Origin of the sequence: Pseudomonas sp. NPDC088429, from assembly GCF_044753305.1 — a bacterium.
Classification (GTDB): domain Bacteria; phylum Pseudomonadota; class Gammaproteobacteria; order Pseudomonadales; family Pseudomonadaceae; genus Aquipseudomonas; species Aquipseudomonas rustica.
Map to the genome: position 1 here is coordinate 73,273 of NZ_JBIVMX010000005.1, position 25,397 is coordinate 98,669.

Below are 25,397 nucleotides of genomic sequence, written 5' to 3' on the forward strand. Positions count from 1 at the left end.
GACCTAGGGGCGATCCAGGGATGAAGAAAAGTCAGAAGTTGTTCGGCGCCAGCCTGCTGGCGCTGGCGATCAGCGGATGTGCAGTGACCAGTGACCCGATTGAACGCAGCGTCAGCGAGCAGCGCGCCAAAAGCGATCTGCAAGGCATGTACAAGGATCAGGAACCGCTGCGCGGCCCGTTGACCCTGCACCAGGCCATGGCCCGCGCGGTGAAATACAACCTCGAAGGTCGCTTGAAGATCATGGAGGAAGCGCTGGCCAAGCGGCAGCTCGACCTCGCCAGTTTCGACATGCTGCCGCGCATGGCGCTGGACGCCGGGTACGTCGGGCGCAACAACGTCAACGCCTCCAGCAGCCAGAGTGTGCGCACCGGCACCCAGTCTCTTGAACCATCGACCTCGCAGGACCGTGACCGCGACGTTGCCGACCTGACCATGGTCTGGAACGTCCTCGACTTCGGCGTCAGCTACATCAGCGCCAAGCAGCAGGGTGACCAGCGCCTGATCGTTCAGGAACGGCGCCGCAAGGTGATCAACACCATCGTCCAGGACGTACGTTCGGCCTATTGGCGAGCGATGGCCGCCGAGCGTCTGCTCAAACAAATCGACAGCCTGATGGCGCGTGTGCAGACCGCCCGCGACAACAGCCAGACCCTGAGTGATCAGCGTATTGGTGATCCGGTGCAATCGCTCGGTTATCAGCGTTCGCTGATCGAAGCGACCCGCCAACTGGAAGAGCAGCGCCGCGCGTTGTCGCTGGCGAAAACCGAACTGGCCACCCTGATCAACCTGCCGCTGGGCACCAACCTGACCTTGGCCACTGATGACGGTTATCAGATTCCCGAGCTCAAGGTCGATCTGGCGAAACTGGAGCAGGAAGCCCTGACCAGTCGCCCGGAACTGCGCGAGCAGGACTACCAGACGCGCATCAGCGCTGCCGAAACCCGCAAGGCCATGCTGCGCCTGCTGCCAGGCCTGGAGTTTTCCGCCGGTGGCCATTACGACAGCAACTCGTTCCTCGTCGAACAGGGCTGGGCCGATTACGGCGTGAAAATCACCTGGAACCTGTTCAACGTGATCTCCGCACCCGCTGCAATCAACGTCGCCAAGGCCGGTGAAGAAGTCGCCACCGCGCGGCGTCAGGCGATGTCGATCGCGGTGCTCGCGCAGCTCTATGTGGCCAACGCCAACTATCAAGAAGCGTTGCGCCAGTTCAAGACCAATCAGCAACTGTCGGACATCGACGGACAAATCGTCGGCCAGTTGCGCAACCGTCATCAGGCAGCAGGGATCGGTGAGCTGGAACTGATTCAGGGCGAGCTGAACAACCTGCAAGCGGATCTGCGCCGCGATCTGTCGTACGCCGATCTGCGCAATGCGTATGGCCAGATCTTCGCCAGTGCCGGCCTCGATCCGCTGCCGGATCAGGTGCAGTCGACCGAAGTGCAGTCGATTGCCACCGCGCTGGCCAACCGTGAATCGGCTTGGGCGGCGGGGGATATCTCGACGCCAGTGGTGGCGCATGCTCCGGCGCAGTGATGTGCTGGCGCCGAGCGCCAGTGTCAGCCGCACCCAACGCGAGGTTCGAAATGGGCATCGCGGTGCAGCGATTCTGTTGACCGGCCTGCCGGCGGCGGGCAAGTCGACATTGGCGCAGGCGCTGCACGCCGAGTTGTTCGGGCGAGGTTTGCAAAGCTTGGTACTGGATGGCGACGGTTTGCGCATCGGGCTCAATCGGGATCTGCGATTCACCGACGCTGATCGCCAGGAAAATATTCGTCGCGCCAGCGAGCTCGCCGCGTTGCTGGTGGAAAACGGGCAAATCGTGATTTTGGCGATGATTGCGCCACTGGTTGAGCTACGTGAGGTGTTCGCGCAACGGTTAGGTGAGGACTATCGCGACGTTTGGTGCAGCGCCTCTCTGGCTGTTTGCGAACAGCGCGACCCGAAAGGACATTACGCACGGGCGCGACGCGGTGACCTCGCTGGATTTACCGGAGTGTCGGCACCGTATCAGCCGCCAACGCAGGCGTCGCTGGTGCTCGACACCGGTGCGCAAACGGTCGAAGCCTGCCTTGATCGATTGCTGACCTGGCTCGGCGAGTGCGCGGTGTTGCCCAGGAAATGAGCCGGCCGGCGTTCTCGCGTTTGCCGGTGACGGTGGATTTGCCGCTGTTGCTGCAAGCGCTGGCGGCGATTGCCGACGACGCCTGGCGCAGTCACTTCAACACCGAGTATTTTTCGGGTGACTGGAGTGGCGTCGCGCTGATTTCGGCAGCCGATGCGTTGACCGAACTGTCGCCCGGGCGCGGTGCTCCGCAGCAACGCGCGCCGTGGCTGGACGATGATCGCTGGCGCCAGGGCCTGCGCGATTTGCCGCTGGAGATCGTCAGCGCGCGCTTGCTGCGCCTGGGCCCCGGTGGACAGATTCACGAGCATCGCGATTATGACCTCGATGGCCCCGACGCCGATCGGCGCCTGCACATTCCATTGCTCAGCCCGCCGCATGTCGATTTCTGGCTCGACGGTCAGCGCATGCCCATGCAGGCGGGCGAATGCTGGTTTCTCGACCTTGCCCGTCGGCACCGTGTGGATAACCGTGACACGTCGGCGCGGGTGCATCTGGTCATTGATTGCCGGCCGGGTGCCTGGCTTGATCAGATGATCGACCAAGGCCTGTCGAGCACGCCTCAACCCGGTGTGGCGGATACCGCGTTGCAACGTTTTCAGCGGCTGGTGAGCGAGGACGTCGCGCTGGCTCTGGCCTTGCGCACGCTGGACGATCCTGAGGTATTCATCAGTCAGGCACGGGCACTCGCTGCTGAACGTGGCTTGAGGTTTTCTCGCGAGGAACTGCTTGCGGCGATGCGCAATGGTCGTCGGCAATGGCACGAACAATGGAGTGCTTGAGCTTCGACGGCTGGTTGCCGATTCGTGTCTGGCCGGTCGACGGGCAGTGGCAGGTGGATTGGTGCTGGTTCGGTGACACGCCGTTGCATCAGCCGTTTTTTCGCGAGGCGGTCGATGACGCGTTGCGGCTGCCGTTCAATCAGGCGTTTCGGCGGCAGACGTCATTGGCGGTACTCACCGAATGGCAAGCGCAGAGCCCGGGAATCGCCCCGAGTGCATTCATTCTGCACGCTTCGCGCTGCGGTTCGACCTTGCTCAGTCAGATGCTCGCGCAACTCGACGATCACATCGTGGTGTCGGAACCGCCACCGCTGGATGCGTTGATGCGCGGTGATTTGCCTGATGCCGAACGCCGGGCCGCCATCGTCGGCTTGCTCTCGGCGTATGGTCAGCGCCGACGCGGTGTTGAACAGCGTTTAGTGGTCAAACTTGATGCCTGGAACATCGGTGAATGGCCGCTGTTGCAGACCTGTTTCCCGGACACGCCGTGGCTGTTTCTCTATCGTGATCCGCTGGAAATTGCTGTTTCCCATCTGCGCCGTCCGGGCATGCACATGGTGCCGGGCATGCTCGGTGATTGCGTATTGGAGGATGGGTTGCAGTTCGAGGGCCGTGAAGATTTTATCGCGCGGCGTTTGGGGCGGTTGTTGGAGGCGGGGTTGCTGCATTGCCGTGGTTCCGGCGGTTTGGCGGTTAATTACAGTGAGTTGCCTGATGCGATGGCTGGGCGCTTGGCGCGGTTCTTTCGATTGAATGATGTGCAGACTCAGCAGGTGTTTGCCGCTGCCGCGCAGCATGCGAAACAGCCTTCGCAAGTGTTTGTTGCCGATGCTGAAGACAAACGCCGCGAGGCTTCGGCGCTGTTGCAGGCGCGTGTGCAAACGTGTGCGCGAGCGCCCTACGAAGCTTTGGAAAAATTGCGTGGTGCCTGAAAAGATCGCAGCCTTCGGCAGCTCCTACATTGGAACGTGATCCCCTGTAGGAGCTGCCGCAGGCTGCGATCTTTTGCTCCTCAGGACTTGCCGGACAAATCCGCCATCCCCTTGAGCAACTCAATCGGCAACGGAAAAACAATCGTCGAACTCTTGTCGCCGGCAATCGAGCTCAGCGTCTGCATATACCGCAACTGCATCGCCCCAGGCTGACGCCCGAGCATTTCCGCAGCCTGCATCAGTTTTTCCGACGCCTGCAATTCGCCCTCGGCGTGGATCACCTTGGCCCGCCGTTCCCGCTCGGCTTCGGCCTGTTTGGCGATGGCGCGCACCATCGATTCATTAAGGTCGACGTGTTTGATTTCGACGTTGGCGACCTTGATACCCCAGGCATCGGTTTGCGCGTCGAGTACTTGCTGGATGTCGATGTTCAATTGCTCGCGTTCGGCCAACAGTTCATCCAGTTCATGTTTCCCCAGCACCGCGCGTAAAGTGGTCTGCGCCAATTGGCTGGTGGCCGACAGATAATCCTCAACCTGAATAATCGCTTTCTGCGGATCGAGCACGCGGAAATACAACACCGCGTTGACCTTCACCGACACGTTGTCGCGAGTGATCACGTCCTGCGGCGGTACGTCGAGGACGACGGTGCGCAGATCGACCCGAACCATTTGCTGCACCACCGGAATCAGCAGGATCAGGCCCGGGCCTTTGACCTGCCAGAAACGTCCGAGCTGGAACACCACACCGCGCTCGTATTCACGCAGGATGCGGAACGTCGAGCCGGCGAGGGCGATGACCAACAACAGCAGCGCAACAAAACCGATTTGCAGACCCATGATCACTCTCCGAGCGGCGCCGCGTCAGTCGCGGCCACTTCCAGCATCAATCCCTTGCGACCCACCACACGCACCGATTGCCCGGTGTGCAGCGGAGTCGCGCTGAGCACTTGCCAGCGTTCGCCTTGCAGTTGAATCCAGCCGTTACGCGCGTCGCCCGGTTGCACGGTGGTGATCGCGGTGACGCTGCCGAGCAGTCCGGCATCGCCACTGACGGCGTGGCGCGGACGGGTTTTCAGCGCGCGAATCAGCAAAGCGATCAACAGCACAGCGCTGATCAAACCGAGGCCGATCATCATCGGCACCGGCAGTTCGGCGTTGCTCAGAATCAGCGCGCCGATGACAAACATGATGATCCCGCCCAGACCGATCACCCCGTAGTTGGGCAATGCGGCTTCGGCGATCAGAAACACGATGCCCAGCGTGATCAGCCACAGACCGACCGGGCTCATCGCTGGCAATGAGGTGTCGGCGGCGAAGGCGGATGCGCTTGTCAGCAGGAGCAAGGCGAAGGCACAACATCGGCTGTTCACGTGACTCTCCATGAGCGTCAGTGGCGGGTTCTTTCAGTCTAGTTGAGGGTTGCTCTGGATGAATTTTGATCAATGTGCGGATGTGTCCGGTGAGCGGATTTCCCTTCGTCAGCGGCCCGTCGAACTAGACTCAAAACACAGCAACCACCTTCCGCGCGACACCGAGGTGCATCATGCGAATGGCAAAAAAGGTGCAAAGCAGCCTGACCCGGGCGCATTGCGAATATGACGTCGTTGCTCATCGACATTCATCGAGCAGCCTGGAAACCGCGCGCGTCGCCGGCGTGCCAGCGGAACGGGTGGCCAAATCGATCATCCTCGACGACCACCACGGGCATTACCTGATGGCCGTGCTGCCGGCCAGTCGTCATCTGGACTTGAGCAAAGTGCGCAACAGCGGCGAATGGCAACTGACCCGCGAAAGCAACCTGGCGCACATCTTCGACGACTGCGAACGCGGCGCGGTGCCGCCGCTGGGTGATTCCTACGGGCTGGACATGGTCATCGACCCGTTGCTGACGCGGCAGAAAGATATTTACCTGGAGGCGGGCAACCACAATTATCTGCTGCACATGAGCATGCCGGAATTTCTGAAAATGGTGCCGCATGCTGAGGTGCGGGAGTTGAGTCATTAGGATTTGCAGTGGTCTCGCTGGCCTCATCGCGAGCAGGCTCACTCCTACAATGGGATTGCATTGCACCTGTAGGAGTGAGCCTGCTCGCGATTAATCTTCCATACACCCCATTTTTGAAGGAGCTCAGCAATGGAACAACCAACCCACAGCCTCCCCTCCCTGTTCAAACAACTCGGCCTGGACAACGACCCGGTCAGCATCGACCAATTCATCGCCACCCATTCCCCGCTTAAACCAGAGTTGCACTTGGCCGATGCGTTCTTCTGGACGGAGAGCCAGGCGCAGTTTTTACGCGATGAGATTCTGGAGGATGCCGATTGGGCGGAGGTGGTGGATCAGTTGAATGTGTTGTTGCGCAAGGGGCGGGCGGGCTAATCGCTACTTTGGGAAAGGCCAGGCCCGTGCCGTATGAACCAGCGCCATAATCCAGATCACATCCTGATCTGGCTGGTAGACAAGCCGGTAGCTGGGGTGGGGAATTAATTCGCGAGTGCCGGCAATGATACCAACCGGGCCAATTTTGGGATTTTGGGCCAGGCGTGAAGCCGCTTCGGTGAAGCGGCGATCCATGTCGAGCGCTGCGCCTGGATTTTCTGCGTGAAGGTAGTCCCAGATTTTTTCGCGATCCTGTACGGCATTTTTACTCCAGATAATCTTCATCCTTGATTTTCTACCTGCCTGCGCCTGGCGGCGAATTGCGCTTCAACTTCCTCGTTGGAAACGCCTTCACCCGCTGCCATCGATTCTCTTGCAAGGTCGACTTTTCGTTGCAGGAAGACTTCGTATTCCCGGGCTTCCTGCTGTGTGCGAACAAACTGGCGCATCATTTCTCGCATGATCTGCGAAGCAGGACGATGGGATGCCTGCGCCTCAGCCATGAATTGCTCACGCAGCTCCGGCTCGAGCTTCATTGTAAAAACGGCTTGTTTTGACATCTGCAGATTCCTTCAAGATTTTCGGTACTGACGAGGTATATACATCGTCATCACATGGTTTAGAAAGCTTCAGTTTGTGCGAGCGACCAGTGGAGCAATTTGTTTCAAAACTTGACTGAAATTCCCCTCCAATGCGATATTGATAGTTAGCAAACTAACAGTGTGCATTTCCCCGTGTCCGATTCCCTCGACGCTCTCCAGATGAACATCAGCAGTGCCATGGTGGTGGCCGCCAGGCATTGGCGGAAGATCTGCCAGACCACGCTGGTCAACTATGGAATCTCCGAAGCCTGCGCCGTGCCGCTCTTGATGATCGGGCGTTTGGGCGAGGGCGTGCGGCAGGTGCAGGTGGCGCAAGCGGCCGGGATGGAAAGTCCGTCGCTGGTGCGTCTGCTCGATCAGTTGTGTCATTCGGGTTACGTCTGCCGTACCGAAGATGCCCATGATCGCCGCGCCAAGTGCTTGAGCCTGACCGACTCCGGTCGTGAACTGGTGCAAGCGGTGGAGATCGAACTGGTGCGTCTGCGTCATGAAGTGCTTGAGGGCATCGACCAGAGCGATCTGGAAGCTACGCTTCGGGTACTCAGAGCTTTTGAGGCGGCCAACCCGCCATTGGTGGTTAATTCTTGAACGGTTTTTTCTCCGGCATTCCGCCGGCCCGGGACTGGTTCTACGGGGTGCGGACTTTTGCAGCGTCGATGATCGCGCTGTACATCGCCTTGCTTATGCAAATGCCACGTCCGTATTGGGCGATGGCGACGGTCTACATCGTCTCCAGCCCGTTCCTCGGCCCGACCAGCTCGAAAGCGTTATACCGTGCGATCGGCACCTTTCTCGGTGCGGCAGCGGCGGTGTTTTTCGTGCCGATGTTCGTGCAGAGCCCGTATGTGCTGGTGGTGGTCATCGCGCTGTGGACGGGGATTCTGCTGTTCATGTCCCTGCATTTGCGCACCGCCAACAGCTACGCATTGATGCTCGCCGGTTACACCCTGCCGCTGATTGCCTTGCCGGTGGTGGATAACCCGCTGGCGGTGTGGGACGTGGCCGAGGCGCGTACTGAGGAAATTTTCCTCGGCATCGCCGTCGCCGCCGTGGTCGGCGCAATGTTCTGGCCGCGACGCTTGGCGCCGGTGTTCAACGACGCCGTGAGCAAGTGGTTCGCCGACGCAACCACCTACAGCCTGAAATTCCTCAGTCGCGACGTGCAGCCCGAGGAAGTCACCGCGCTGCGCATGGCCATGGTCGCCAACTTCAACAGCCTCGAATTGATGATCGGTCAGTTGCCCCACGAAGGCTCGCGACCGCAAACCGTGCGCAACACCAAAGAATTGCGCGGGCGCATGATTCATCTATTACCGGTGATCGATGCGCTGGAAGATTCGCTCTACGCCCTCGAACGGCGCACGCCTGAGCTGGTGGAAAAATTCGAACCGCTGCTTGTCGCGACCCGCGAATGGCTCGGTCATGAAGACGCCAATCTCGACCGCTGGCAAGCGCTGAAAGATCAGCTCGAAGCCCTGCAACCGAGTGCCGAAGCACTGGAAGATCGCCGGCAACTGCTGTTCTCCAACTCGATCTACCGTCTCGGTGAATTCATCGATTTGTGGCAGGACTGCCGCAGCCTGCAGGACGCGATTGTCTGCGAGCGCCAAGACAACTGGCGCGCGGTTTACCGGCATTGGCGATTGGGTCGGCTGACACCGTTTATCGACCGTGGGCTGATGCTCTACTCGGTGGCCTCGACCATTCTGGCGATCATCACCGCCTCGGTGCTGTGGATTCTGCTCGGCTGGCCGGACGGCGGCAGCGCAGTGATTCTGGCGGCGGTGGCGTGCAGTTTCTTCGCCTCGATGGACGACCCGGCGCCGCAGATTTACCGGTTCTTTTTCTGGACTGGCATGTCGGTGCTGTTCGCCAGCCTTTATCTGTTTTTGATTCTGCCCAACCTGCACGACTTCCCGATGCTGGTGCTGGCGTTTTCCATCCCGTTTATCTGCGTCGGCACGCTGACGGTGCAGCCGCGCTTCTACCTCGGCATGCTGCTGACGCTGGTCAACACCTCGTCGTTCATCAGTATTCAGGGCGCTTACGATGCGGACTTTTTCGCTTTCGTGAACTCCAACCTGGCGGGTCCGATCGGTCTGCTGTTCGCGTTTATCTGGACGCTGGTGGCGCGGCCGTTTGGTGCCGAATTGGCAGCGAAACGCCTGACCCGTTTCAGCTGGAAAGACATCGTCCATATGACCGAGCCGGCCAACCTTGCCGAGCACCGCAAATTGGGTGTGCAGTTGCTCGATCGGCTGATGCAGCACCTGCCGCGTCTGGCCCTCACCGGGCAGGACACCGGCATCGCCATGCGCGAAGTGCGCGTCGGTCTGAACCTGCTCGATTTGCTCGCCTACACGCCACGGGTGACTGGCGCGCCGAACGCTTTGTTGCAGCAGGTGGTCAGTGAAGTCGGTGAGTATTTCCGCGCTTGCCTCAAGGCCGGCGAACGCTTGCCGGCGCCGGCCCCGCTGCTGATGACTCTGGACCGCACCCGCCGCGCACTCAATGGCCACGGCGATGATGAAACCCGGCTAAACCTGTTGCACGCCTTGAGCGGTTTGCGTCTGGCGTTGCTGCCCGGCGTCGAATTCGTTTCCAGCGCCGAGCCCGAAGAACCGCTGCCCGATGGAGCGCCCCTATGATTGGTGATCTGGACATCAGCGGCATTTTCCTGCCGACCTTGCTGGTGTTGATGGGCATCACTTATGTGCTGTTTTTGTTGGTGCATGCCGTGCTTACGCGCGTGCACTTTTACCGTCTGGTCTGGCACCGGGCATTGTTCAACGTGGCGCTCTACGCGGTACTTCTGTACGGCGTGGACTCACTCAGTCGATACCTGATGACATGAAAAAACCGTTTTTGACTATCGGTCGCGTGGTACTGACCCTGCTGATCGTGACTTTTGCCGTTGTCCTCGTCTGGCGCATGGTGATGTATTACATGTTTGCGCCGTGGACCCGTGACGGCCACATTCGCGCCGACATCATCCAGATCGCCCCGGACGTATCCGGGTTGATCCAACAGGTTGAAGTGAAAGACAACCAGTTGATCAAGCGCGGCCAGGTGCTGTTCAGCATCGACCAGGATCGCTTCAAACTGGCCCTGCGTCAGGCCAAAGCGGCTGTGGCTGATCGCGAAGAAACCCTCGCTCAGGCCCAGCGCGAAGCCAAACGTAACCGTGGCCTCGGTAACCTGGTGCCGGCCGAGCAACTGGAAGAAAGCCAGTCGCGTGTGGCCCGTGCGCAATCGGCACTGGCCGAAGCCACAGTTGCGGTGGACAGCGCTCAGCTCAATCTTGATCGCTCGGTGATTCGCAGCCCGGTCGACGGTTACGTCAACGACCGCGCGCCGCGTCCGCAGGAATTCGTCACCGCCGGACGCCCGGTGTTGTCGGTGGTCGACAGCAACTCGTTCCACATCGACGGCTATTTCGAAGAGACCAAACTCGACGGCATTCATGTCGGCCAGTCGGTGGATATCCGTGTGATCGGCGACCGTGCGAAATTGCGCGGGCATGTCGAAAGCATCGTCGCCGGCATCGAAGACCGCGACCGCACCAGCGGCAGCAACCTGCTGCCGAACGTCAACCCGGCCTTCAGTTGGGTACGGCTGGCGCAGCGGATTCCAGTGCGGATCGCTTTTGATGACGTGCCGGAAGATTTCCGCATGATCGCCGGGCGCACTGCCACGGTATCGATCATCGAAGACTCGAAGGTCGACGATAAAAAGCAGGAGCCCGCGCAATGAGCAGGGCCCTGATGATCGCCGGGTTGGGCGTGATGTTGTCGGCGTGTCAGATGGTCGGGCCGGACTATCACGTGCCTGAGAATTCGGCGGTTCAGCGCAAGGACTTTCAGGGCGAACTGGCCGTCGACGGTAAGCCTGTGGTCTCGGCGCCGGTGCCGGCGGATTGGTGGCGACTGTATAAAGACCCGCGCCTCGATCAGCTGGTGCAGCAAGCGATGGCGTCCAACACCGATCTGCGTGTTGCGGCGGCTAATTTGCAACGCGCCCGCGCTCAGGTCGATGAAGCCGAAGCGGCCGGTGGCTGGAGCGCTGGCGTGAAGATGGGCGCCGAGCGTTTGCAGGAATCCGGACAGGCGTTTTTGCTGCCGGAAAAAGTCCCGGTGGCCAATATCGGCGACATCGGCATCAGCGCTTCTTACCAATTCGATCTGTGGGGCACCTTGCAGCGCGGCATCGAAGGCGCCAAGGCCAACGCCGATGCCACTCAAGCCGCCGCTGACACCGCACGCATCACCTTGGTCGCGGACGTGGTTCGCGCTTACACGCAAGTCTGCGCGGCCAACGAAGAACGCGAAATCGCTCAGCATTCCCTCGACCTGCAATCGCAAGGCACCACGCTGATCCAGCGTCTGCGCGACGCCGGCCGTGGCGACGAAACCCAGGTCACCCGTTCGCAAACCCAATTCAAATCCCTGCGCGCCGACATGCCGCGCTATGAAGCGGCGCGTCAGGCCGGGTTGTTCCGACTGTCGATGCTGCTGGCGAAACCGGTCGATCAATTGCCGGCAGGCACTGCGACCTGCGCCGAACTGCCGAAAATCGCTCAATTGGTGCCGGTCGGTGATGGCGCCGCACTGCTCAAGCGTCGTCCGGACATTCGTCAGGCTGAACGACGTCTGGCCGCCGCGACTGCCGGAATCGGCGTCGCCACTGGCGAGTTGTACCCGGACATCAGCATCGGCGCGACCATCGGCACCGTCGGCATCATCGACGACCTCGGTGATCCGTCGACCAATCGCTGGGGTTTCGGCCCGTCGCTGAGCTGGAAAGTGCCGACCAACGGCGCCCGTGCGCGCATCCGTGAAGCCGAAGCGACCACCCAAGGCGCGCTGGCGCACTTCGACGGCGTGGTGCTCAACGCCATTCGCGAAACCCAGACCGGCCTCGCGCAGTACAGCGCGCTGCTGCAACGCCGCGATGCGCTGGCCGATGCCGAGCAGTCGGCGAAACTCGCCGCCGACCAGACGCACCGCTTCTTCCAGGCCGGCCGCGAGTCGTTCCTGGCGGATCTGCAAGCGACCCGCACCTACACCGATGTCACCGCGCAACTGGCCGCCGCCAACACTCAAGTTGCGATGAGCCAGATCGATTTGTTCCTCGCCCTCGGCGGCGGTTGGGAAAGCGGACGAACGCACGCTCCAAGCCCCGGCAAACCCTGAGGCCGTTGCTATGCTTTGAAGTGTTGGAAGGGCGCCCCGTGCAAAGCACCCTTCCAGCGCACATTGCTAGCGCTGGTCTAGGGGAAACCAATAATGAAAAACCCTTACGCTCTCGGCTTCTGGTGCGCCCTTGCAGCGCTGGTGCTGCTGTCGGCCACCTATTTCTACGGCATCATGCTGGCCCATCAGATCGACAAGGCCATGATCTTTCTCGACAGCGTGACGGCGCTGATCGCGGTCATGGCGATCGTCGGTGTGGCGTGGGCGTCGATACAGGTTCAGCGGGTGAAAAAACGCCAGCTGGAACGTGGCAAGACCTTGGTGCAGATCTGGGACACCAAAGTCGCCCTGCGCCGGGTCGAAACCGTGTTCGACCGGTATTTCTGGGGCAGCTACTGGCAACCGGGCCGAACGTTCGCCGAAGTCATGGGCGAACTCACCGGCACGCCGCTGGAAAAAAGCCTCGAAGCGCTGAAAAAACAGTGCCTGGAACTCGACAAGCAGATTGATGGCGAGGGCTGGCACTGGCTCAACAACGCCCGCGAACTCTCCGATGTCGCCACGGCCATGGCCCGTGAGCGTTATCAGCTGGATTTCTGCGACCCACGCGCCGATGGGCCGGGTGGGGCGGTGATTGATCGGGATTTTGAAGTGCTCGTTTATACCTGGACGGCGCGGCTGAAGAGCTTTGATCATCAGTTGGATGAGATTGAGGTTCAGTATTCCTGAACAGCAAAAGATCGCAGCCTGCGGCAGCTCCTACATTGGAACGCGTTTCCCTGTAGGAGCTGCCGCAGGCTGCGATCTTTTTGCTTTCCCGAGTGTCCATAGACACTCTTTCACCTTTAATCATTGGGTCACTTCCCGCGCCCGGTGCTAATCTCCACCGCTGAATTAAGCGGAGTCGAGCCGCAACCCGGTCACGGGTTCAGGGAAGACGACCACACTCACAGCCACGGAAATCGATCAGGTCATTCATGAATAAATCAGCAGGCGTGCTTCTCGGAATTGTTGTTGCCATCGGCGCGATCAGCGTAGGCGGGGCCTGGTACACCGGGACCAAAATCGAAGGCGTGTTGAACGACGCCGTCAGCAACGCCAACAAAGAACTGCAAACCGCCATGGCCGGCTCCAACGGCACCGCGTCGCTGGAACTGGTGTCGCTGGATCGCCACACCTTCACCAGCACCGCGCACTATCGCCTGAAAGGCGAAGGCGAGATGTTCGGCGACGCGCCGGTCGAGTTGCTCTTCGTTGACCACATCGAACACGGCCCGCTGCCGTTCTCGCGTCTGCTGTCGCTGAAATGGCTGCCGGTCATGGCCACCAGCAACTACGAGCTGGAAAAAAACGCCGCCACCGAAAAATGGTTTGCCGCCACCAAAGGCGCCGCGCCGCTCAAAGGCGTGACCAGCATCGGCTACGACGAATCGACCAACAGCACCCTCGAACTGGTGCCGTTTGAAACCGCGCTGGACGACAAATCGAGCCTGAAATTCTCCGGCCTGAACATGGACATCGCCGCCAACGCCAAGGCGCAGAAGGTCAAGGCCAACGGCTACATGGACAACCTGAAACTGGTGACCGTGGCTGAAGATCAGGCGCCGGTACAGATCGAGCTCAACGGTCTGACCCTGGCCAGCAACCTCGCCAAAAGCACCTACGGCTACTACACCGGCGAAAACACCATCGAGCTGACCAGCAGCAAATCGACCTTCGGGCCGAAGCAGTCGGTGCTCGGCGTGAAGAACTTCGAAATGAAGAACCTCACCGAAGAAAACGGCAGCAACGCCTCCGGTCGCGCCGACTACAAGATTGGCGAAGTGTCGTTCAACGACAAGAAAATCGGCTCGGCGAACCTGGCCATGAGCCTGAAAAACCTCGACATCCCGTCGACCCTGTCGTTGATGCAGATCTACCAGACCAAGCTGCAGCCGTACGAAAAAGCCGCCGCCGAGGCTGCCGCGCAAGGCTTGCCAGCGCCAGAGCTGAACCTGACCGAAGCGGAAGACGCGCAAGTCAAAGCCGATCTGCAAAAACTGCTGGCTGCCGGCCCGCAATTTGCGCTGGAAAACCTCTCGTTCAATACCGCCAACGGTGAGAGCAAGGCCAATCTGGTCATCGACCTGACCAAGCCGCAATCGATGGATCTGCCACCGGATCAACTGGCCAAACAACTGATCGCGCTGCTCGACCTGAACATTCAGGTGTCGAAGCCGATGCTGATCGATCTGCTCAGCGTGCAGGCGCAACTCGACGGCCAGACCGATGCTAAAGCGATCGTTGATCAGTCCAAGGAAGCGGCCGACATGTTCGCCGGCATGGCGGTCGGTTCGCAGTTGGCCGTCGTCGACGGCAGCAACGTCGTGACCAAGCTGCATTACGCGGCCAATCAGGTCGAATTCAACGGCCAGAAGATGACCGTTGAGCAGTTTGTCGGCTTCCTGATGAGCAAGTTCGCCGGCGTCACGCAAGTGCAGTAATTCTGCGCGCTTAATAGCAACGCCCGGCCTCTGTACCGCACAGACGCCGGGCGTTTTGCTGTCTGGGGTTTGGGTTTTTGACTTTTCGGCAGAACCGCCATGGCGATTCTGAACAATTATTGTGTTCTCGATATTGGTCTACGCTTGCATGCAAGACTGCCTGACTAAGCTTGGCCGAGGCTGTCAGTTTCGGCCACCGTTACGAATGGGCAAGGAGGGCATTGCGACCCGGCTGGCCATGTAAGGATGCTGACGAATGCCGCGTATTGATGTTCCCGTATTGCATCGTGGTTTACGCCCGTTGTTCCGTGTCGCGCTGTGCAGCCAATTGCTTTGGCCGGTCATGGCGTTTGCCGACACACCCTATGATCAGATGGTGCGCGATGCCCGTGCCGGGCAGTACACGCCTGCGCTGACGGTGTTGCGTCAGGTACCGCCGGGTCAGTCGACCACCGGGCAGATCAGCGATCACCTGCAAATCGCCAGTTGGGCCGGGCTCGACGCTGAAGTTGTGCAAGTCTATGAAACCCAGGGCCGCGACCGCGTGCTGCCGGTGCAGGCACTGACCGCCACCGCGCGTGCTTATCGCAATCTCAAGCGTTGGGATCAGGCGACTCAGGTCTACAACAAGGCTCTCGCGCTGGAGCCGGATAACGCCGACCTGCAACTGGGCCTGGCCCTGACGCAAGCGGATGGCGGTAAACCCGACCAAGCCGTGACGCGCGCCCAAGCGCTGGTGGCTGCCAAACCCGATGACCCTGCACGCCGCCTCGCGCTGGGCTACGCACTCAATCGCGCGGGCAAACAGTACGACGCGCTGTTTGAATACGATCAGGCCTTTATTCGCGCCGGCAACAAACCGGAAGTTGCCCGCGAATACGTGGTCGCCCTGCAAAAGGCCCGTCTGCCAGAGCCCGCGCTGCGCCTGGCCAATCAACGTCCGGGACTGATTGATCCGGTCACGCTGCGTCGCCTCGAAGGTGATCTGGCCGCTGAGCGTGTGCGTCTTGCCGAAATGGCCAGTCGCAGTGAAAAGGAACGCTATGTCATCGCCGATCGTGCGCTGGCTGACTACGACAAACTCCTCGCCACCTGGACGCCGGACGCCAGCGCCAAGGAAGACGTGACCCGCTGGCGCATCGACCGCATGGGAGCGCTCAAGGCCCGTGCGCGTACCGCCGACGTCATCGCCGAATATCAGAAACTGCAAGCCGAAGGCGTGAAGATTCCGACCTACGCATTGCGTTGGGTCGCGGCGTCTTATCTCGATCAGCGTGAGCCGGAAATCGCCACCGACCTGTATCGCCAAGTGCTCGCCGCGCCGGACGCCGACGTCGGCAACCGCCTCGAAGACAGCACCGCGCTGTATTACGCGTTGCTGGAAAGTGACCGTGCCGACGAGGCGCGCAAAGTCGCCGAAGACGCCGCCAAATCGCAGCGTCCGCGCATCGAACTCAAGGGTTTGCCCGTCGGCAACCCGAACGATGAATGGATGGACGCCCAGCAACTCGCAGCGCAGGCCGGTACCTACAGTTCCGATCTGCCCCACGGCGAGCAAAGCCTTCAGACCTTGGTCGATCAAGCGCCGGGCAATACCGGTTTGCGTCTGGCCCAGGCCGACTTGTACCTAGCCCGCAACTGGCCACGCCGCGCAGAAATGCAGCTCAAGGAAACCGAGAGCATGGTGCCGCGCGACATGGGCCTGGAAATCGGTCAGGCGCACACCGCGATGGAATTGCAGGAATGGCGGCAGATGGATGCGCTGACCGATGACGTCGTCGCACGTTATCCGGACAACCGCCAGGTACAGCGTCTGGCCCGTGAGCGTGAAGTCCACGACATGTCCGAACTGCGCGTCGAAGCCTACGGCGGCAAGGCCAACGGTGGCGGCAGCAGCGGTGCCGGTGCGGTCAGTGGCAGCCGCGATTTCGGTATTCAAAGCACGATTTACAGCCCGCCGATTGATGAGGATTGGCGTGTGTTTGCGGGCGTCGGTTACGCCACCGGCGATTTTGCCGAAGGCACCGGCAACCATCGCTTCCAGCGTGTCGGTCTGGAGCGGCGCACCCGCGACATGACCCTCGAAGCCGAAGTCTCCAATCACGATTACGGTTACGGCGACAAACAGGGCGCGCGTCTGGCGATCGCCCGCGACATCAACGACCACTGGCAGTACGGCGGCAGTCTCGAATACCTCTCGGCTGAAACACCGCTGCGCGCGCTCAACAGCGACATCAAGGCCAACGGCGGCAGCGGTTTTATTCGCTGGCGCGCCAACGAAAGCCGCGAGTGGCGCCTGTCGGTGAGCCCGTCGCACTTCAGCGACGGCAACGACCGTGTCGAAGCCTTGCTCACGGGTCGCGAGGGCGTTTACAGCGCGCCGAACATTCAGGTCGATGCCGGTCTGGAAGTCGGCACCAGCCACAACTCGAAATCCGATGACGTGCCGTACTTCAACCCGAAATCCGACTTCAGCGTGATGCCGCTGGTCAACGTCAACCACGTCCTCTACCACCGCTACGAAACGTCCTGGAGTCAGCAATTCCAGGCCGGCGCGGGTACTTACAGCCAGCGTGATCACGGCACCGGCGGCATGGCCTTACTCGGCTACGGCCAACGCTATGCCTGGAACGACGTGTTCGAGGTGGGCGGTTTGTTCAGTGTGATCAACCGGCCCTACGACGGTGATCGGGAGACCGATCTGCGTCTGCTCGTCGACCTCACTTTCCGCTTCTAGAAGAGTTTGAAGATGCCTTTGATTTCGCGTTTCATCCTTCTGCTGGGAGCGCTGTTGATCAGCGCTTGCGCCCAGCAAGCTCCGGCCTTCGCGCCGCCGTCCGAGCGCCCGGTGGCGGCCAGCGAAAAACCGTGGCCGAAAAACCACGTACTCGGTATCGCCTACCACGATATCGAGGATCGCGATCCCGATCAGGCCGTGGTAGCGGTGCGCACCGAGCGCATGATCGAGCAACTCGCCTGGCTGCGTGAGAACGGCTACAAACCGGTTACGGTCGACCAGATCATGGCTGCGCGCAAGGGCGGCCCGGAGCTGCCGGCGAAAGCCATTCTGCTCAGCTTCGACGATGGCTATTCGAGCTTCTACACCCGCGTGCTGCCGGTGTTGCGCGCCTATAACTGGCATGCGCTGCTGGCGCCGGTCGGCAGCTGGATCGACACGCCGCTGAACCAGCCGGTGGATTTCGCCGGCACACCGCGTGCGCGTTCCGACTTCCTCACCTGGGATCAGGTGCGCGAAATCTCGAAATCCGGTCTGGTCGAAATCGCTGCGCACACCGACGCCAACCACAAAGGCATTCTGGCCAACCCGCAGGGCAACATGCAGCCTGCCGCCGCGACCCGTCGCTACGATCCGGTGACCAAACGTTATGAATCCGAGGCCGATTTCCAGGCGCGGATCCGCACCGACGTAACCAACATCTCGGAGAAAATCCGCAAGGTCACCGGCAAGAAACCACGGGTCTGGGTCTGGCCGTACGGCACGGCGGACGGTACTTCGCTGACCGTGGTCGGTGAGGAGGGCTATGAAATGGCCCTGACCCTCGATGACGGCCTCGATACCCTCGACAACCTGATGAGCAGCCCGCGCTTCCTCGTCGCCTCCGATCCTGACGGCGAGCATTTCGCCAACAGCGTCGTCGCGGTGCAGTCCGATTTCGCCATGCGCGTGGTGCACGTCGACCTAGACAACGTCTACGATCCGGATCCGGCGCAACAGGACATCAACCTCGGCAAACTGGTGCAGCGCATGGCTGACCTCGGGGCCAACACGGTGTTCCTGCAAGCCTTTGCCGATCCGAAGGGCGATGGCCTGGTGCATTCGCTGTATTTCCCCAACCGTCATTTGCCGGTGCGCGCCGACCTGTTCGACCGCGTCGCCTGGCAACTGCGTACTCGCGCTCACGTGAAAGTCTTCGCGTGGATGCCAGTGCTGAGTTTCGGCCTCGATTCGAAACTGCCGCGGGTGACGCGCTGGGATCCGAAAACCGGCACCACGTCAGTCGATCCGGATCAGTACAAACGCCTGTCGCCGTTCGATCCGGAAGTGCGGCGGATCATCGGTGAAATCTACGAAGACGTGGCGCGACTGACCTCGGTCGACGGCATTATTTATCACGACGATGCGGTGCTCTCGGATTTCGAAGACGCCGGCCCGCAGGCGCTGAAGGTCTACGCCGCCAACGGTCTTCCGGGTTCGATCGCCGCACTTCGCGATGATCCGGCGGCGATGCAGCGCTGGACGCGTTTCAAGAGCAAATACCTCATCGATTTCACCAACGAGCTGACTGCCAAAGTCCGCGCCATTCGTGGCCCGCAGGTGCAGACCGCGCGCAATATTTTTGCCGAGCCGATGATCAATCCGGCCAGCGAAGCGTGGTTCGCGCAGAACCTCGACGACTTCCTCGCGACCTACGACTGGACGGCGCCAATGGCCATGCCATTGATGGAAAAACAAACGCAGGCGCAGTCCGGGCCGTGGCTGGAAGCGCTGGTCGAAATCGTCAAAAAACGTCCCGGGGCACTGGATCGCACCGTGTTCGAATTGCAGGCGCGGGACTGGACGAAAAAAGACCAGGCCGACATTGACGCAGCGGTGATGGCGGACTGGATGGGCCGTCTCAAGCGTCAGGGCGCGACCAGTTTCGGTTACTACCCGGATAACTTCCTCGACAACCTGCCAGACCTGAAAATCGTAAGGCCTGCACTCTCCAACAAATGGAATCCATAACATGCTGGATAGACTGTTAGCCCTGCTTGTTCTGGCGATCGTCCTCGGCGTTCCGCTGGGGCTGATCTTCCTGGTGACCGGGCAGTTCCTGATGGACTTCGTGTTCTTCTACCCGCTGTTCATGTCCGGGTTGTGGATTGCCGGTGGCCTGTATTTCTGGCTGCACTGGGAACGTCACTGGCCATGGAAGGACGACACCCTGCCGCCGCCACTGGAAGGCGAACCGCTGATCTCGATCCTGATCCCTTGCTACAACGAAGGTGACAACGCCGCCGACACGATCCACGCGGCGCTGGCTCAGCATTACCCGAACATCGAAGTCATCGCGATCAACGACGGCTCCAAGGACAACACCGCGCAAGTACTCGACGCGTTGGCCAAGGAAGATCCGCGCCTGCGTGTTCTTCACCTGGCGGAAAACCAGGGCAAGGCTGTGGCCCTGCGCATGGGCGCAATTGCTGCGCGCAGTGAATATCTGGTGTGCATCGATGGTGATGCGCTGCTGGCGCCGAACACCGCGGCCTATCTGGTTGCGCCGATGCTGGACAACGCACGCCTTGGCGCGGTGACCGGCAACCCACGGATCCGCACACGTTCGACGCTGGTCGGGCGGGTTCAGGTTGGCGAGTTCTCCTCGATTATCGGTTTGATCAAACGCACGCAACGGGTGTTCGGGCGAATCTTTACCGTGTCCGGTGTGATCGTCGCGTTCCGCCGTACCGCGCTGAACCGGGTGGGCTACTGGAGCCCGGACATGATCACCGAAGACATCGACATCAGCTGGAAGCTGCAACTCGATCACTGGAGCATCTTTTACGAGCCGCGCGCGCTGTGCTGGATTCTCATGCCGGAAACCCTCGGCGGTCTGTGGAAGCAACGTCTGCGTTGGGCTCAGGGCGGCGCCGAAGTGCTGTTCAAAAACATTCGCGGCATCTGGCAATACCGCCATCGTTACCTGTGGCCACTGCTGTTCGAATACTGCCTGTCGACCGGTTGGGCGTTCACCTTTCTGCTGTCGGTGATTTTCTGGGGCGTTGGCAAATTCGTGGTCATGCCGGAAGCCATCGCGGTGGATCACCTGATGCCGCCGGCCTTCACCGGTCTGCTGCTGGCCTTTGTCTGCCTGGTGCAGTTCGCGGTCAGCATCATCATCGACCGCCGCTACGAGCCGGGTCTGGGCAAGACCATGTTCTGGGTGGTCTGGTATCCATTGGTGTTCTGGCTCATCAGCCTGCTGACCACGCTGGTCAGTTTTCCGAAAGTACTGTTCGGCCAACATCAGAAGCGTGCGCGTTGGGTCAGCCCTGACCGGGGCATCAAACCGCTCGGCGACGACGAAGAAGAGGTCATCAAATGAAAATCATCCGGACTCGCCAGCGGCCATTCCTGGTAGTGATCGACGTGATCCTCACCGTGTTGGCGTGGGTTGGCCTGCTGTATCTGCTGATTCGCGGATTGTGGCCGTTGATCGAGACGCATGCGGGCGCGCCGCGTATCGACAACTCGGCGTTCGATGCGCTGGGCACGTTGCAGATCTACATGTGGATTGCCTTGGTCAACGCGGTGGTGCTGATTTCCTGGGCGCGCTATCAACAGCGCAAAAGTCGCAGCTTCGCCCAGCGTCGTCTGCCGTCGCCGGTGATTGACGATGAAGGGCTGAGCAAGAGCTTCAAGCTGTGCGATGACCGTTTCCAAAAATTGCGCACGCCGGGGGTGATGACCATTCACAACGATCAGGATGGCGACATCAGCCATGTGGTGACGCATTTCTGGCCAGTCAAACAGGCCGAATTGCCAGCACCGCTAGCACCGCTGGAGCACCCACGGGTGATCTTTCTGCATGCCGAAGATGACGAAAATCGCGAGCCTTTGACCCGGTAACCCAGTGCTTGACCGATCGTTCCCACGCTGGAGCGTGGGAATGCCTCTTGGGACGCTCCGCGTCCAGTGACGCGGAGCGTCACGGGCTGCATTCCCACGCAGGAGCGTGGGAACGATCAAAAATTCGCGAACCACACGATCCACTGTAGGAGCCGAGCTTGCTCGCGAAGACGTCAGCACAGCCGAGATCGTTAGTGGCTGACCCGACGCTTTCGCGAGCAAGCTCGGCTCCCACAGGGGGGCGTCAGTCGCGGATGAGGGCCCAGGCTTCTTCCATCATCAGCGGTTGTTTCATGCGTTCGGCGAGCATTGCCATCGCTCGTTCCTTTTCGCAGGCCACCGCGGCGACCAGAATGCCGTTTCTGCCGAACAACCCAATAAACGGCGGATGCTCCGGCTCGCCAAGAAACTCGACTTCATCCCAATGCTCGGCGTGTCCGAGGTAGTCGTAATTCTTGCCAAAATGCCACGTCCAGAAAAACGGCACGTCCAGATAATGCTCCTCGCCGCCAAGCATATTGGCCGCCGCGATGCGCGCATGTTGCTGAGCCAGGCGCCAGTGTTCGATGCGTTGTGGCTGGCCGTGCAGCGGGAACGTGGCGATGTCGCCAATCGCCCACAAGCCTTCAGTGACGCGCATGCCGTCATCAACGCGCAAAGATTGATCCTTTTCCCTCGGCAGTGACGCGAACGCCTCAGTCGCCGGGTGCACGCCAATACCCGCCAGCACCAGATCGGCTGAAATGCGCAGTCCGTTGTCCAGCAGCACCGCCTCGACTTTGCCGTCGCCAATGACCTCTGTCGCCTCATGATCGGTGATGAATTTCACACCTTTTTCTTCATGCAGCGCGCGGATCGCTTTGCCTACCGCCTCGCCGAATTGCGCCGCGAAAGGAATTTCGTGGCGCGCCAGCACCGTGACGTCGAGACCGTGCTGGCGCAGGGCCGAGGCGCATTCGAGGGCGATAAAGCTGTCGCCGATGATCACTGCGCGTTGATCGGGGCTGGCCGCTTTCATGATCTGTTCGGCCTGGGCTTTTGAGCGCAGGACGAAAACTTGTGGCAGGTCGGCGCCGGGCAATTCCAGAGGGTTGGGTTCGCCGCCAGTGGCGAGTACGGCTGCGTCGTAGCTCAGCGTTTGGCCGTCATTGAAATGGAGGCTTTTAGTCTCGGCATCGATGGAGGTGATTTCGCTTCGCTGGCGTTCGATGCGCTGCTCTTTATAGAAACTTTCATCTCGCAGCGGCGGTGTTTCTTCCGGCGGCATGTCCCCGGCGAGGACAAATTTGCTCAGCACGGTGCGGTCGTAACCGGCGTCGGGTTCGCGGTCGATCATCACGATGCGACCACCAAAACCCTTTTCCCTCAAGGCCGCCGCACACGCGGTGCCTGCTGCCCCCGCGCCGACAATCACGAAAGTGCGCGCATCGTCCGCCGGCGGGGTGTGCGGATCTGCCAGCGCTTGGTCATCGACCCAAACCTCATCGCCACGCAATTCCAATGGATAACGCTTGAGGCTGTCGAGCGCTGGTGGCTCGCACAACGCGCCGTCCTCCGCGCGAAAAGCAGCCTTGTGCCACGGGCAAATCAGCCGTCCGTGACACAACGCGCCGTCAGCCAGCGGCGCGCCGGCGTGTGGGCATTCGCCCTGAAACGCGCGTAGCTGGCCTCCCGCACGCAGCAAAACGATCTTGCAGTCGCCGATTTCAACTTGCAGGCCACGGTCTTCAGGGACATCGGCGAAGCGGGCGACACGGTGCAGGGACATAATCGGCTTCCTCACAGGCATTTCTCTTACGAGTTTGCGCCGTGGTGCGAGGTTCAGCGATTTCCTGGTGCCACCGCACGAACGGTACAGCTATAGTCTGCAAGCCGACGACGGCCCAACTGCACAAGGTGCTCCCGGAATGACCCGATTGACCTCTCTCAACCCTTGGCTGGCGGCCATTGCCGTCGCCCTTTGCGTGCAGTTTCCGGCGCAGGCCCAGGAGCGTTTCACCCTGAGCATCCCGGGTGTTTCCGACAACCGTCTGTTCACCTCGGCAGCGGCCAGCGATGCGGCCGGTTGCGGTGGCAAGAATCAGTCGCCGGCGCTGAGCTGGAACGCCGGCCCGGCGGGTACTCAGAGCTATGCCATCGTTATGCACGATCCGGACGGCCAGAAAGGTCTGGGCGTCGATCACTGGATTCACTACGGCATCAAAGCCACCACGCACCAGATTGCCGCCGGTGTCGGTGCGAAATCCGCGTTCGAAGGCGTCGGCGGCACCAACAGCAAGGGCAACACCCATTACATGGGCCCGTGCCCGCCAGTGGGCGACAGCGCGCACCACTACATCATTCAGATCTACGCCCTTGATCTGGCGCCGGATGCCTTGCCGGCTGGTCTGACCCGCGCCGAACTGATGGAAAAAATCAAAGGTCACGTGCTGCGCAACAGCAGTGCGGTGCGGCGTTATCACCGCTGACAATATTTTCAGCGGCGTTTAACCCGAACTGAAGGGGCTGCCCGTCTCAGTGGATGAATGATCAATTTCATCCCCGAGGTCAGCCCCCATGTCCCGTCCTGTGTATTTCTTGCGGCCCGTTGCTGTTGGTGTGTTGCTGGCGGTGGCCGGTTGCGGCGTTTCCTCCAATCCGGAATCCGCTGCCGTGCTGGCGCCCGCTCAGCCTGCGCAATTGATCCAGCAGGAAGCGCTGATGGCCGACAGCACAATCGCTAAACGCGCGTTGTACAAAATGCCCAACGCGGGCAGCGCGCCGATGCTGCAGAGCGAAAGTTATCCACAAGGCTATCGCGACGAGCAGCGCGAGCAATATCAAGCGCTGGCCGATAACCCGATTCACAGCGTCGCCGAAACCCCGGTTTCAACCTTCAGCGCCGACGTCGATACCGGTGCTTATGCCAACGTCCGCCGTTTGCTTAATCAAGGACGCCTGCCGCCGGAAGGTGCGGTGCGGCTCGAGGAAATGGTCAATTACTTCCCTTATGACTACGCGCCGCCGAGCGATGGCTCGCCGTTTGGCGTGACCACCGAGCTGGCCGCGTCACCGTGGAACCCGCACACGCGCTTGCTGCGCATCGGCATCAAGGCTTCCGATCGCGCGGTGTCGGAATTGCCTCCGGCCAATCTGGTGTTTCTGGTCGATGTGTCCGGCTCGATGGATCGCCGTGAAGGCTTGCCGATGGTCAAAAGCACGCTGAAATTGCTGGTCGATCAATTGCGCGATCAGGATCGCGTGTCGCTGGTGGTCTACGCCGGCGAATCGAGAGTGGTGCTTGAACCGACTTCCGGACGGGAAAAAACGAAAATTCGTACAGCCATCGAGCAGTTAACCGCTGGCGGTTCGACCGCAGGTGCTTCAGGCATCGAGCTGGCTTACTCAATGGCACAGCAGGCGTTCATCGGCAAAGGCATCAATCGCATCCTCTTGGCCACCGACGGTGATTTCAACGTCGGGGTCAGCGACTTCGACAGCCTCAAGCAAATGGCTGTGGATAAACGCAAAACCGGAATCTCGCTGACCACTCTGGGTTTTGGGGTGGATAACTACAATGAACATTTGATGGAGCAGTTGGCCGATGCGGGCGATGGCAACTATGCCTACATCGACAACCTGCGCGAGGCGCGCAAAGTGCTGGTCGATCAACTCGGTTCGACACTCGCCGTGGTCGCAAAAAACGTTAAGTTGCAGGTGGAGTTCAACCCGGCGCAGGTCAGCGAATATCGTCTGCTCGGCTACGAAAACCGCGCGTTGAAGCGTGAGGATTTCAGCAATGACAAGGTCGATGCCGGCGAAATCGGTGCAGGCCATACGGTGACCGCGCTGTACGAAATTGTTCCAACAGGTGAGAAGGGTTGGTTGGAGCCGCTGCGTTACGGCAAATCGACGCCAGCGGTTTCTGAGGCGAACGGGGAATTGGCGATGCTGCGTGTGCGATATCAACAGCCCGAAGGTGGGAAAAGTCTGCTGATCGAGCGGCCGATTGCCAATCAGGTGAAAAGCGCCAGTGAGGATCTACGCTTTGCCGCTGCGGTCGCCGCGTTTTCCCAGCAACTCAAGGACGCTCGTTACACCGGCGATTTCAGCCTGAAAGACACCGAAACGCTGGCCCGTGGCGCTCGCGGCGACGACCGTTTCGGCTTGCGCAACGAGTTCGTGCAACTGGTGCAGCTGGCGCAGAGTCTGCGCACTTCTACAGCATCGAATGCGCAGGCCACTGAACGACGGATTGAATAAGTGAATCGTCTGAAGGGTTTTATCAGC

Annotated in this window: 24 protein-coding genes; 19 read left to right on the forward strand and 5 right to left on the reverse strand. The window is 60.5% G+C overall.

Going from position 1 to position 25,397, the window contains the following annotated elements; genetic code table 11:
* Nucleotides 1-20 precede the first annotated feature (20 nt).
* Genes ACIP66_RS05230 through ACIP66_RS05245 form a run of 4 tightly spaced genes read left to right on the forward strand, consistent with a single transcriptional unit; the run spans nt 21 to nt 3,841 of the window.
* Nucleotides 21-1,538: a TolC family protein gene (locus tag ACIP66_RS05230; RefSeq protein ID WP_158830274.1), complete on the forward strand. Its 1,518-nt coding sequence runs from the start codon at nt 21-23 to the stop codon at nt 1,536-1,538.
* A complete protein-coding gene (cysC, locus tag ACIP66_RS05235) occupies nt 1,522-2,127 on the forward strand; it encodes an adenylyl-sulfate kinase (RefSeq protein ID WP_212546345.1) in 606 nt (201 codons plus the stop codon). The genes ACIP66_RS05230 and cysC overlap by 17 nt, the downstream gene beginning before the upstream one ends.
* On the forward strand, nt 2,124-2,909 hold the full coding sequence (locus ACIP66_RS05240) for an aspartyl/asparaginyl beta-hydroxylase domain-containing protein (RefSeq protein ID WP_159812029.1): 786 nt from the start codon (nt 2,124-2,126) through the stop codon (nt 2,907-2,909). Before cysC ends, ACIP66_RS05240 begins: the two co-directional genes overlap by 4 nt.
* Nucleotides 2,897-3,841 (forward strand): sulfotransferase family protein, encoded by a 945-nt coding sequence (locus tag ACIP66_RS05245; protein WP_400646171.1) that lies wholly within the window; start codon nt 2,897-2,899, stop codon nt 3,839-3,841. The genes ACIP66_RS05240 and ACIP66_RS05245 overlap by 13 nt, the downstream gene beginning before the upstream one ends.
* A gap of 80 nt (nt 3,842-3,921) precedes the next feature.
* On the opposite strand, the gene ACIP66_RS05250 is transcribed toward ACIP66_RS05245, so the two are convergent.
* Together ACIP66_RS05250 and ACIP66_RS05255 are read right to left on the reverse strand one after the other, a co-directional pair.
* Nucleotides 3,922-4,680 (reverse strand): slipin family protein, encoded by a 759-nt coding sequence (locus ACIP66_RS05250; RefSeq protein ID WP_007917711.1) that lies wholly within the window; start codon nt 4,678-4,680, stop codon nt 3,922-3,924.
* 2 nt (nt 4,681-4,682) lie between these two features.
* Nucleotides 4,683-5,213 carry an NfeD family protein gene (locus ACIP66_RS05255; RefSeq protein ID WP_282353777.1) on the reverse strand — a complete coding sequence of 177 codons (531 nt, stop codon included), beginning with the start codon at nt 5,211-5,213 and terminating at the stop codon, nt 4,683-4,685.
* A gap of 173 nt (nt 5,214-5,386) precedes the next feature.
* Here ACIP66_RS05255 and ACIP66_RS05260 point away from each other — a divergent pair, with 173 nt between their 5' ends.
* On the forward strand, nt 5,387-5,848 hold the full coding sequence (locus ACIP66_RS05260) for an aminoacyl-tRNA deacylase (protein WP_053116446.1): 462 nt from the start codon (nt 5,387-5,389) through the stop codon (nt 5,846-5,848).
* Between the two features lie 129 nt (nt 5,849-5,977).
* On the forward strand, nt 5,978-6,223 hold the full coding sequence (locus ACIP66_RS05265) for a DUF2789 domain-containing protein (protein WP_400646037.1): 246 nt from the start codon (nt 5,978-5,980) through the stop codon (nt 6,221-6,223).
* A gap of 3 nt (nt 6,224-6,226) precedes the next feature.
* Here ACIP66_RS05265 and ACIP66_RS05270 read toward each other — a convergent pair whose 3' ends face one another.
* On the reverse strand, nt 6,227-6,508 hold the full coding sequence (locus tag ACIP66_RS05270; protein ID WP_158830278.1) for a type II toxin-antitoxin system RelE/ParE family toxin: 282 nt from the start codon (nt 6,506-6,508) through the stop codon (nt 6,227-6,229).
* Nucleotides 6,505-6,783 carry a CopG family ribbon-helix-helix protein gene (locus ACIP66_RS05275; RefSeq protein ID WP_400646040.1) on the reverse strand — a complete coding sequence of 93 codons (279 nt, stop codon included), beginning with the start codon at nt 6,781-6,783 and terminating at the stop codon, nt 6,505-6,507. Before ACIP66_RS05275 ends, ACIP66_RS05270 begins: the two co-directional genes overlap by 4 nt.
* 201 nt (nt 6,784-6,984) lie before the next feature.
* Between ACIP66_RS05275 and ACIP66_RS05280 the strand changes: the two genes are divergently transcribed.
* The 11 genes from ACIP66_RS05280 (at nt 6,985) to pgaD (ending at nt 21,128) form a co-directional block, all read left to right on the forward strand.
* A complete protein-coding gene (locus tag ACIP66_RS05280) occupies nt 6,985-7,413 on the forward strand; it encodes a MarR family winged helix-turn-helix transcriptional regulator (protein WP_159812031.1) in 429 nt (142 codons plus the stop codon).
* Nucleotides 7,410-9,473 carry an FUSC family protein gene (locus ACIP66_RS05285; protein WP_212546342.1) on the forward strand — a complete coding sequence of 688 codons (2,064 nt, stop codon included), beginning with the start codon at nt 7,410-7,412 and terminating at the stop codon, nt 9,471-9,473. Before ACIP66_RS05280 ends, ACIP66_RS05285 begins: the two co-directional genes overlap by 4 nt.
* Entirely contained in the window at nt 9,470-9,679 is a 210-nt protein-coding gene (locus ACIP66_RS05290; protein WP_007917703.1) for a DUF1656 domain-containing protein, read from the forward strand. The genes ACIP66_RS05285 and ACIP66_RS05290 overlap by 4 nt, the downstream gene beginning before the upstream one ends.
* Entirely contained in the window at nt 9,676-10,578 is a 903-nt protein-coding gene (locus tag ACIP66_RS05295) for an HlyD family secretion protein (protein WP_053116451.1), read from the forward strand. The genes ACIP66_RS05290 and ACIP66_RS05295 overlap by 4 nt, the downstream gene beginning before the upstream one ends.
* Nucleotides 10,575-12,017, forward strand: coding sequence for an efflux transporter outer membrane subunit (locus ACIP66_RS05300; protein WP_053116452.1), 1,443 nt, complete (start codon nt 10,575-10,577; stop codon nt 12,015-12,017). The genes ACIP66_RS05295 and ACIP66_RS05300 overlap by 4 nt, the downstream gene beginning before the upstream one ends.
* Nucleotides 12,018-12,110: 93 nt before the next feature.
* The gene (locus ACIP66_RS05305; protein ID WP_400646045.1) at nt 12,111-12,746 is read left to right on the forward strand and encodes an NADH:ubiquinone oxidoreductase subunit N; all 636 of its coding nucleotides are present in this window, start codon (nt 12,111-12,113) and stop codon (nt 12,744-12,746) included.
* A 248-nt stretch (nt 12,747-12,994) separates the two neighbouring features.
* Nucleotides 12,995-14,500 carry a YdgA family protein gene (locus ACIP66_RS05310; RefSeq protein WP_159811942.1) on the forward strand — a complete coding sequence of 502 codons (1,506 nt, stop codon included), beginning with the start codon at nt 12,995-12,997 and terminating at the stop codon, nt 14,498-14,500.
* Between the two features lie 256 nt (nt 14,501-14,756).
* The gene (pgaA, locus tag ACIP66_RS05315) at nt 14,757-17,237 is read left to right on the forward strand and encodes a poly-beta-1,6 N-acetyl-D-glucosamine export porin PgaA (protein ID WP_400646048.1); all 2,481 of its coding nucleotides are present in this window, start codon (nt 14,757-14,759) and stop codon (nt 17,235-17,237) included.
* Between the two features lie 12 nt (nt 17,238-17,249).
* Nucleotides 17,250-19,247: a poly-beta-1,6-N-acetyl-D-glucosamine N-deacetylase PgaB gene (pgaB, locus tag ACIP66_RS05320; protein WP_400646051.1), complete on the forward strand. Its 1,998-nt coding sequence runs from the start codon at nt 17,250-17,252 to the stop codon at nt 19,245-19,247.
* 1 nt (nt 19,248) lies between these two features.
* A complete protein-coding gene (pgaC, locus tag ACIP66_RS05325) occupies nt 19,249-20,604 on the forward strand; it encodes a poly-beta-1,6-N-acetyl-D-glucosamine synthase (protein ID WP_159811944.1) in 1,356 nt (451 codons plus the stop codon).
* Nucleotides 20,601-21,128, forward strand: coding sequence for a poly-beta-1,6-N-acetyl-D-glucosamine biosynthesis protein PgaD (gene pgaD / locus ACIP66_RS05330; protein ID WP_159811945.1), 528 nt, complete (start codon nt 20,601-20,603; stop codon nt 21,126-21,128). The genes pgaC and pgaD overlap by 4 nt, the downstream gene beginning before the upstream one ends.
* Nucleotides 21,129-21,372: 244 nt before the next feature.
* Here pgaD and ACIP66_RS05335 read toward each other — a convergent pair whose 3' ends face one another.
* Nucleotides 21,373-22,896, reverse strand: a complete 1,524-nt coding sequence (locus tag ACIP66_RS05335) for an FAD-dependent oxidoreductase (protein WP_400646055.1) — start codon at nt 22,894-22,896, stop codon at nt 21,373-21,375.
* A 139-nt stretch (nt 22,897-23,035) separates the two neighbouring features.
* On the opposite strand from ACIP66_RS05335, the gene ACIP66_RS05340 reads away from it, so the two are divergent.
* Entirely contained in the window at nt 23,036-23,596 is a 561-nt protein-coding gene (locus ACIP66_RS05340; RefSeq protein WP_212546337.1) for a YbhB/YbcL family Raf kinase inhibitor-like protein, read from the forward strand.
* A gap of 88 nt (nt 23,597-23,684) precedes the next feature.
* A complete protein-coding gene (locus ACIP66_RS05345) occupies nt 23,685-25,370 on the forward strand; it encodes a von Willebrand factor type A domain-containing protein (RefSeq protein ID WP_400646057.1) in 1,686 nt (561 codons plus the stop codon).
* Nucleotides 25,371-25,397 lie beyond the last annotated feature (27 nt).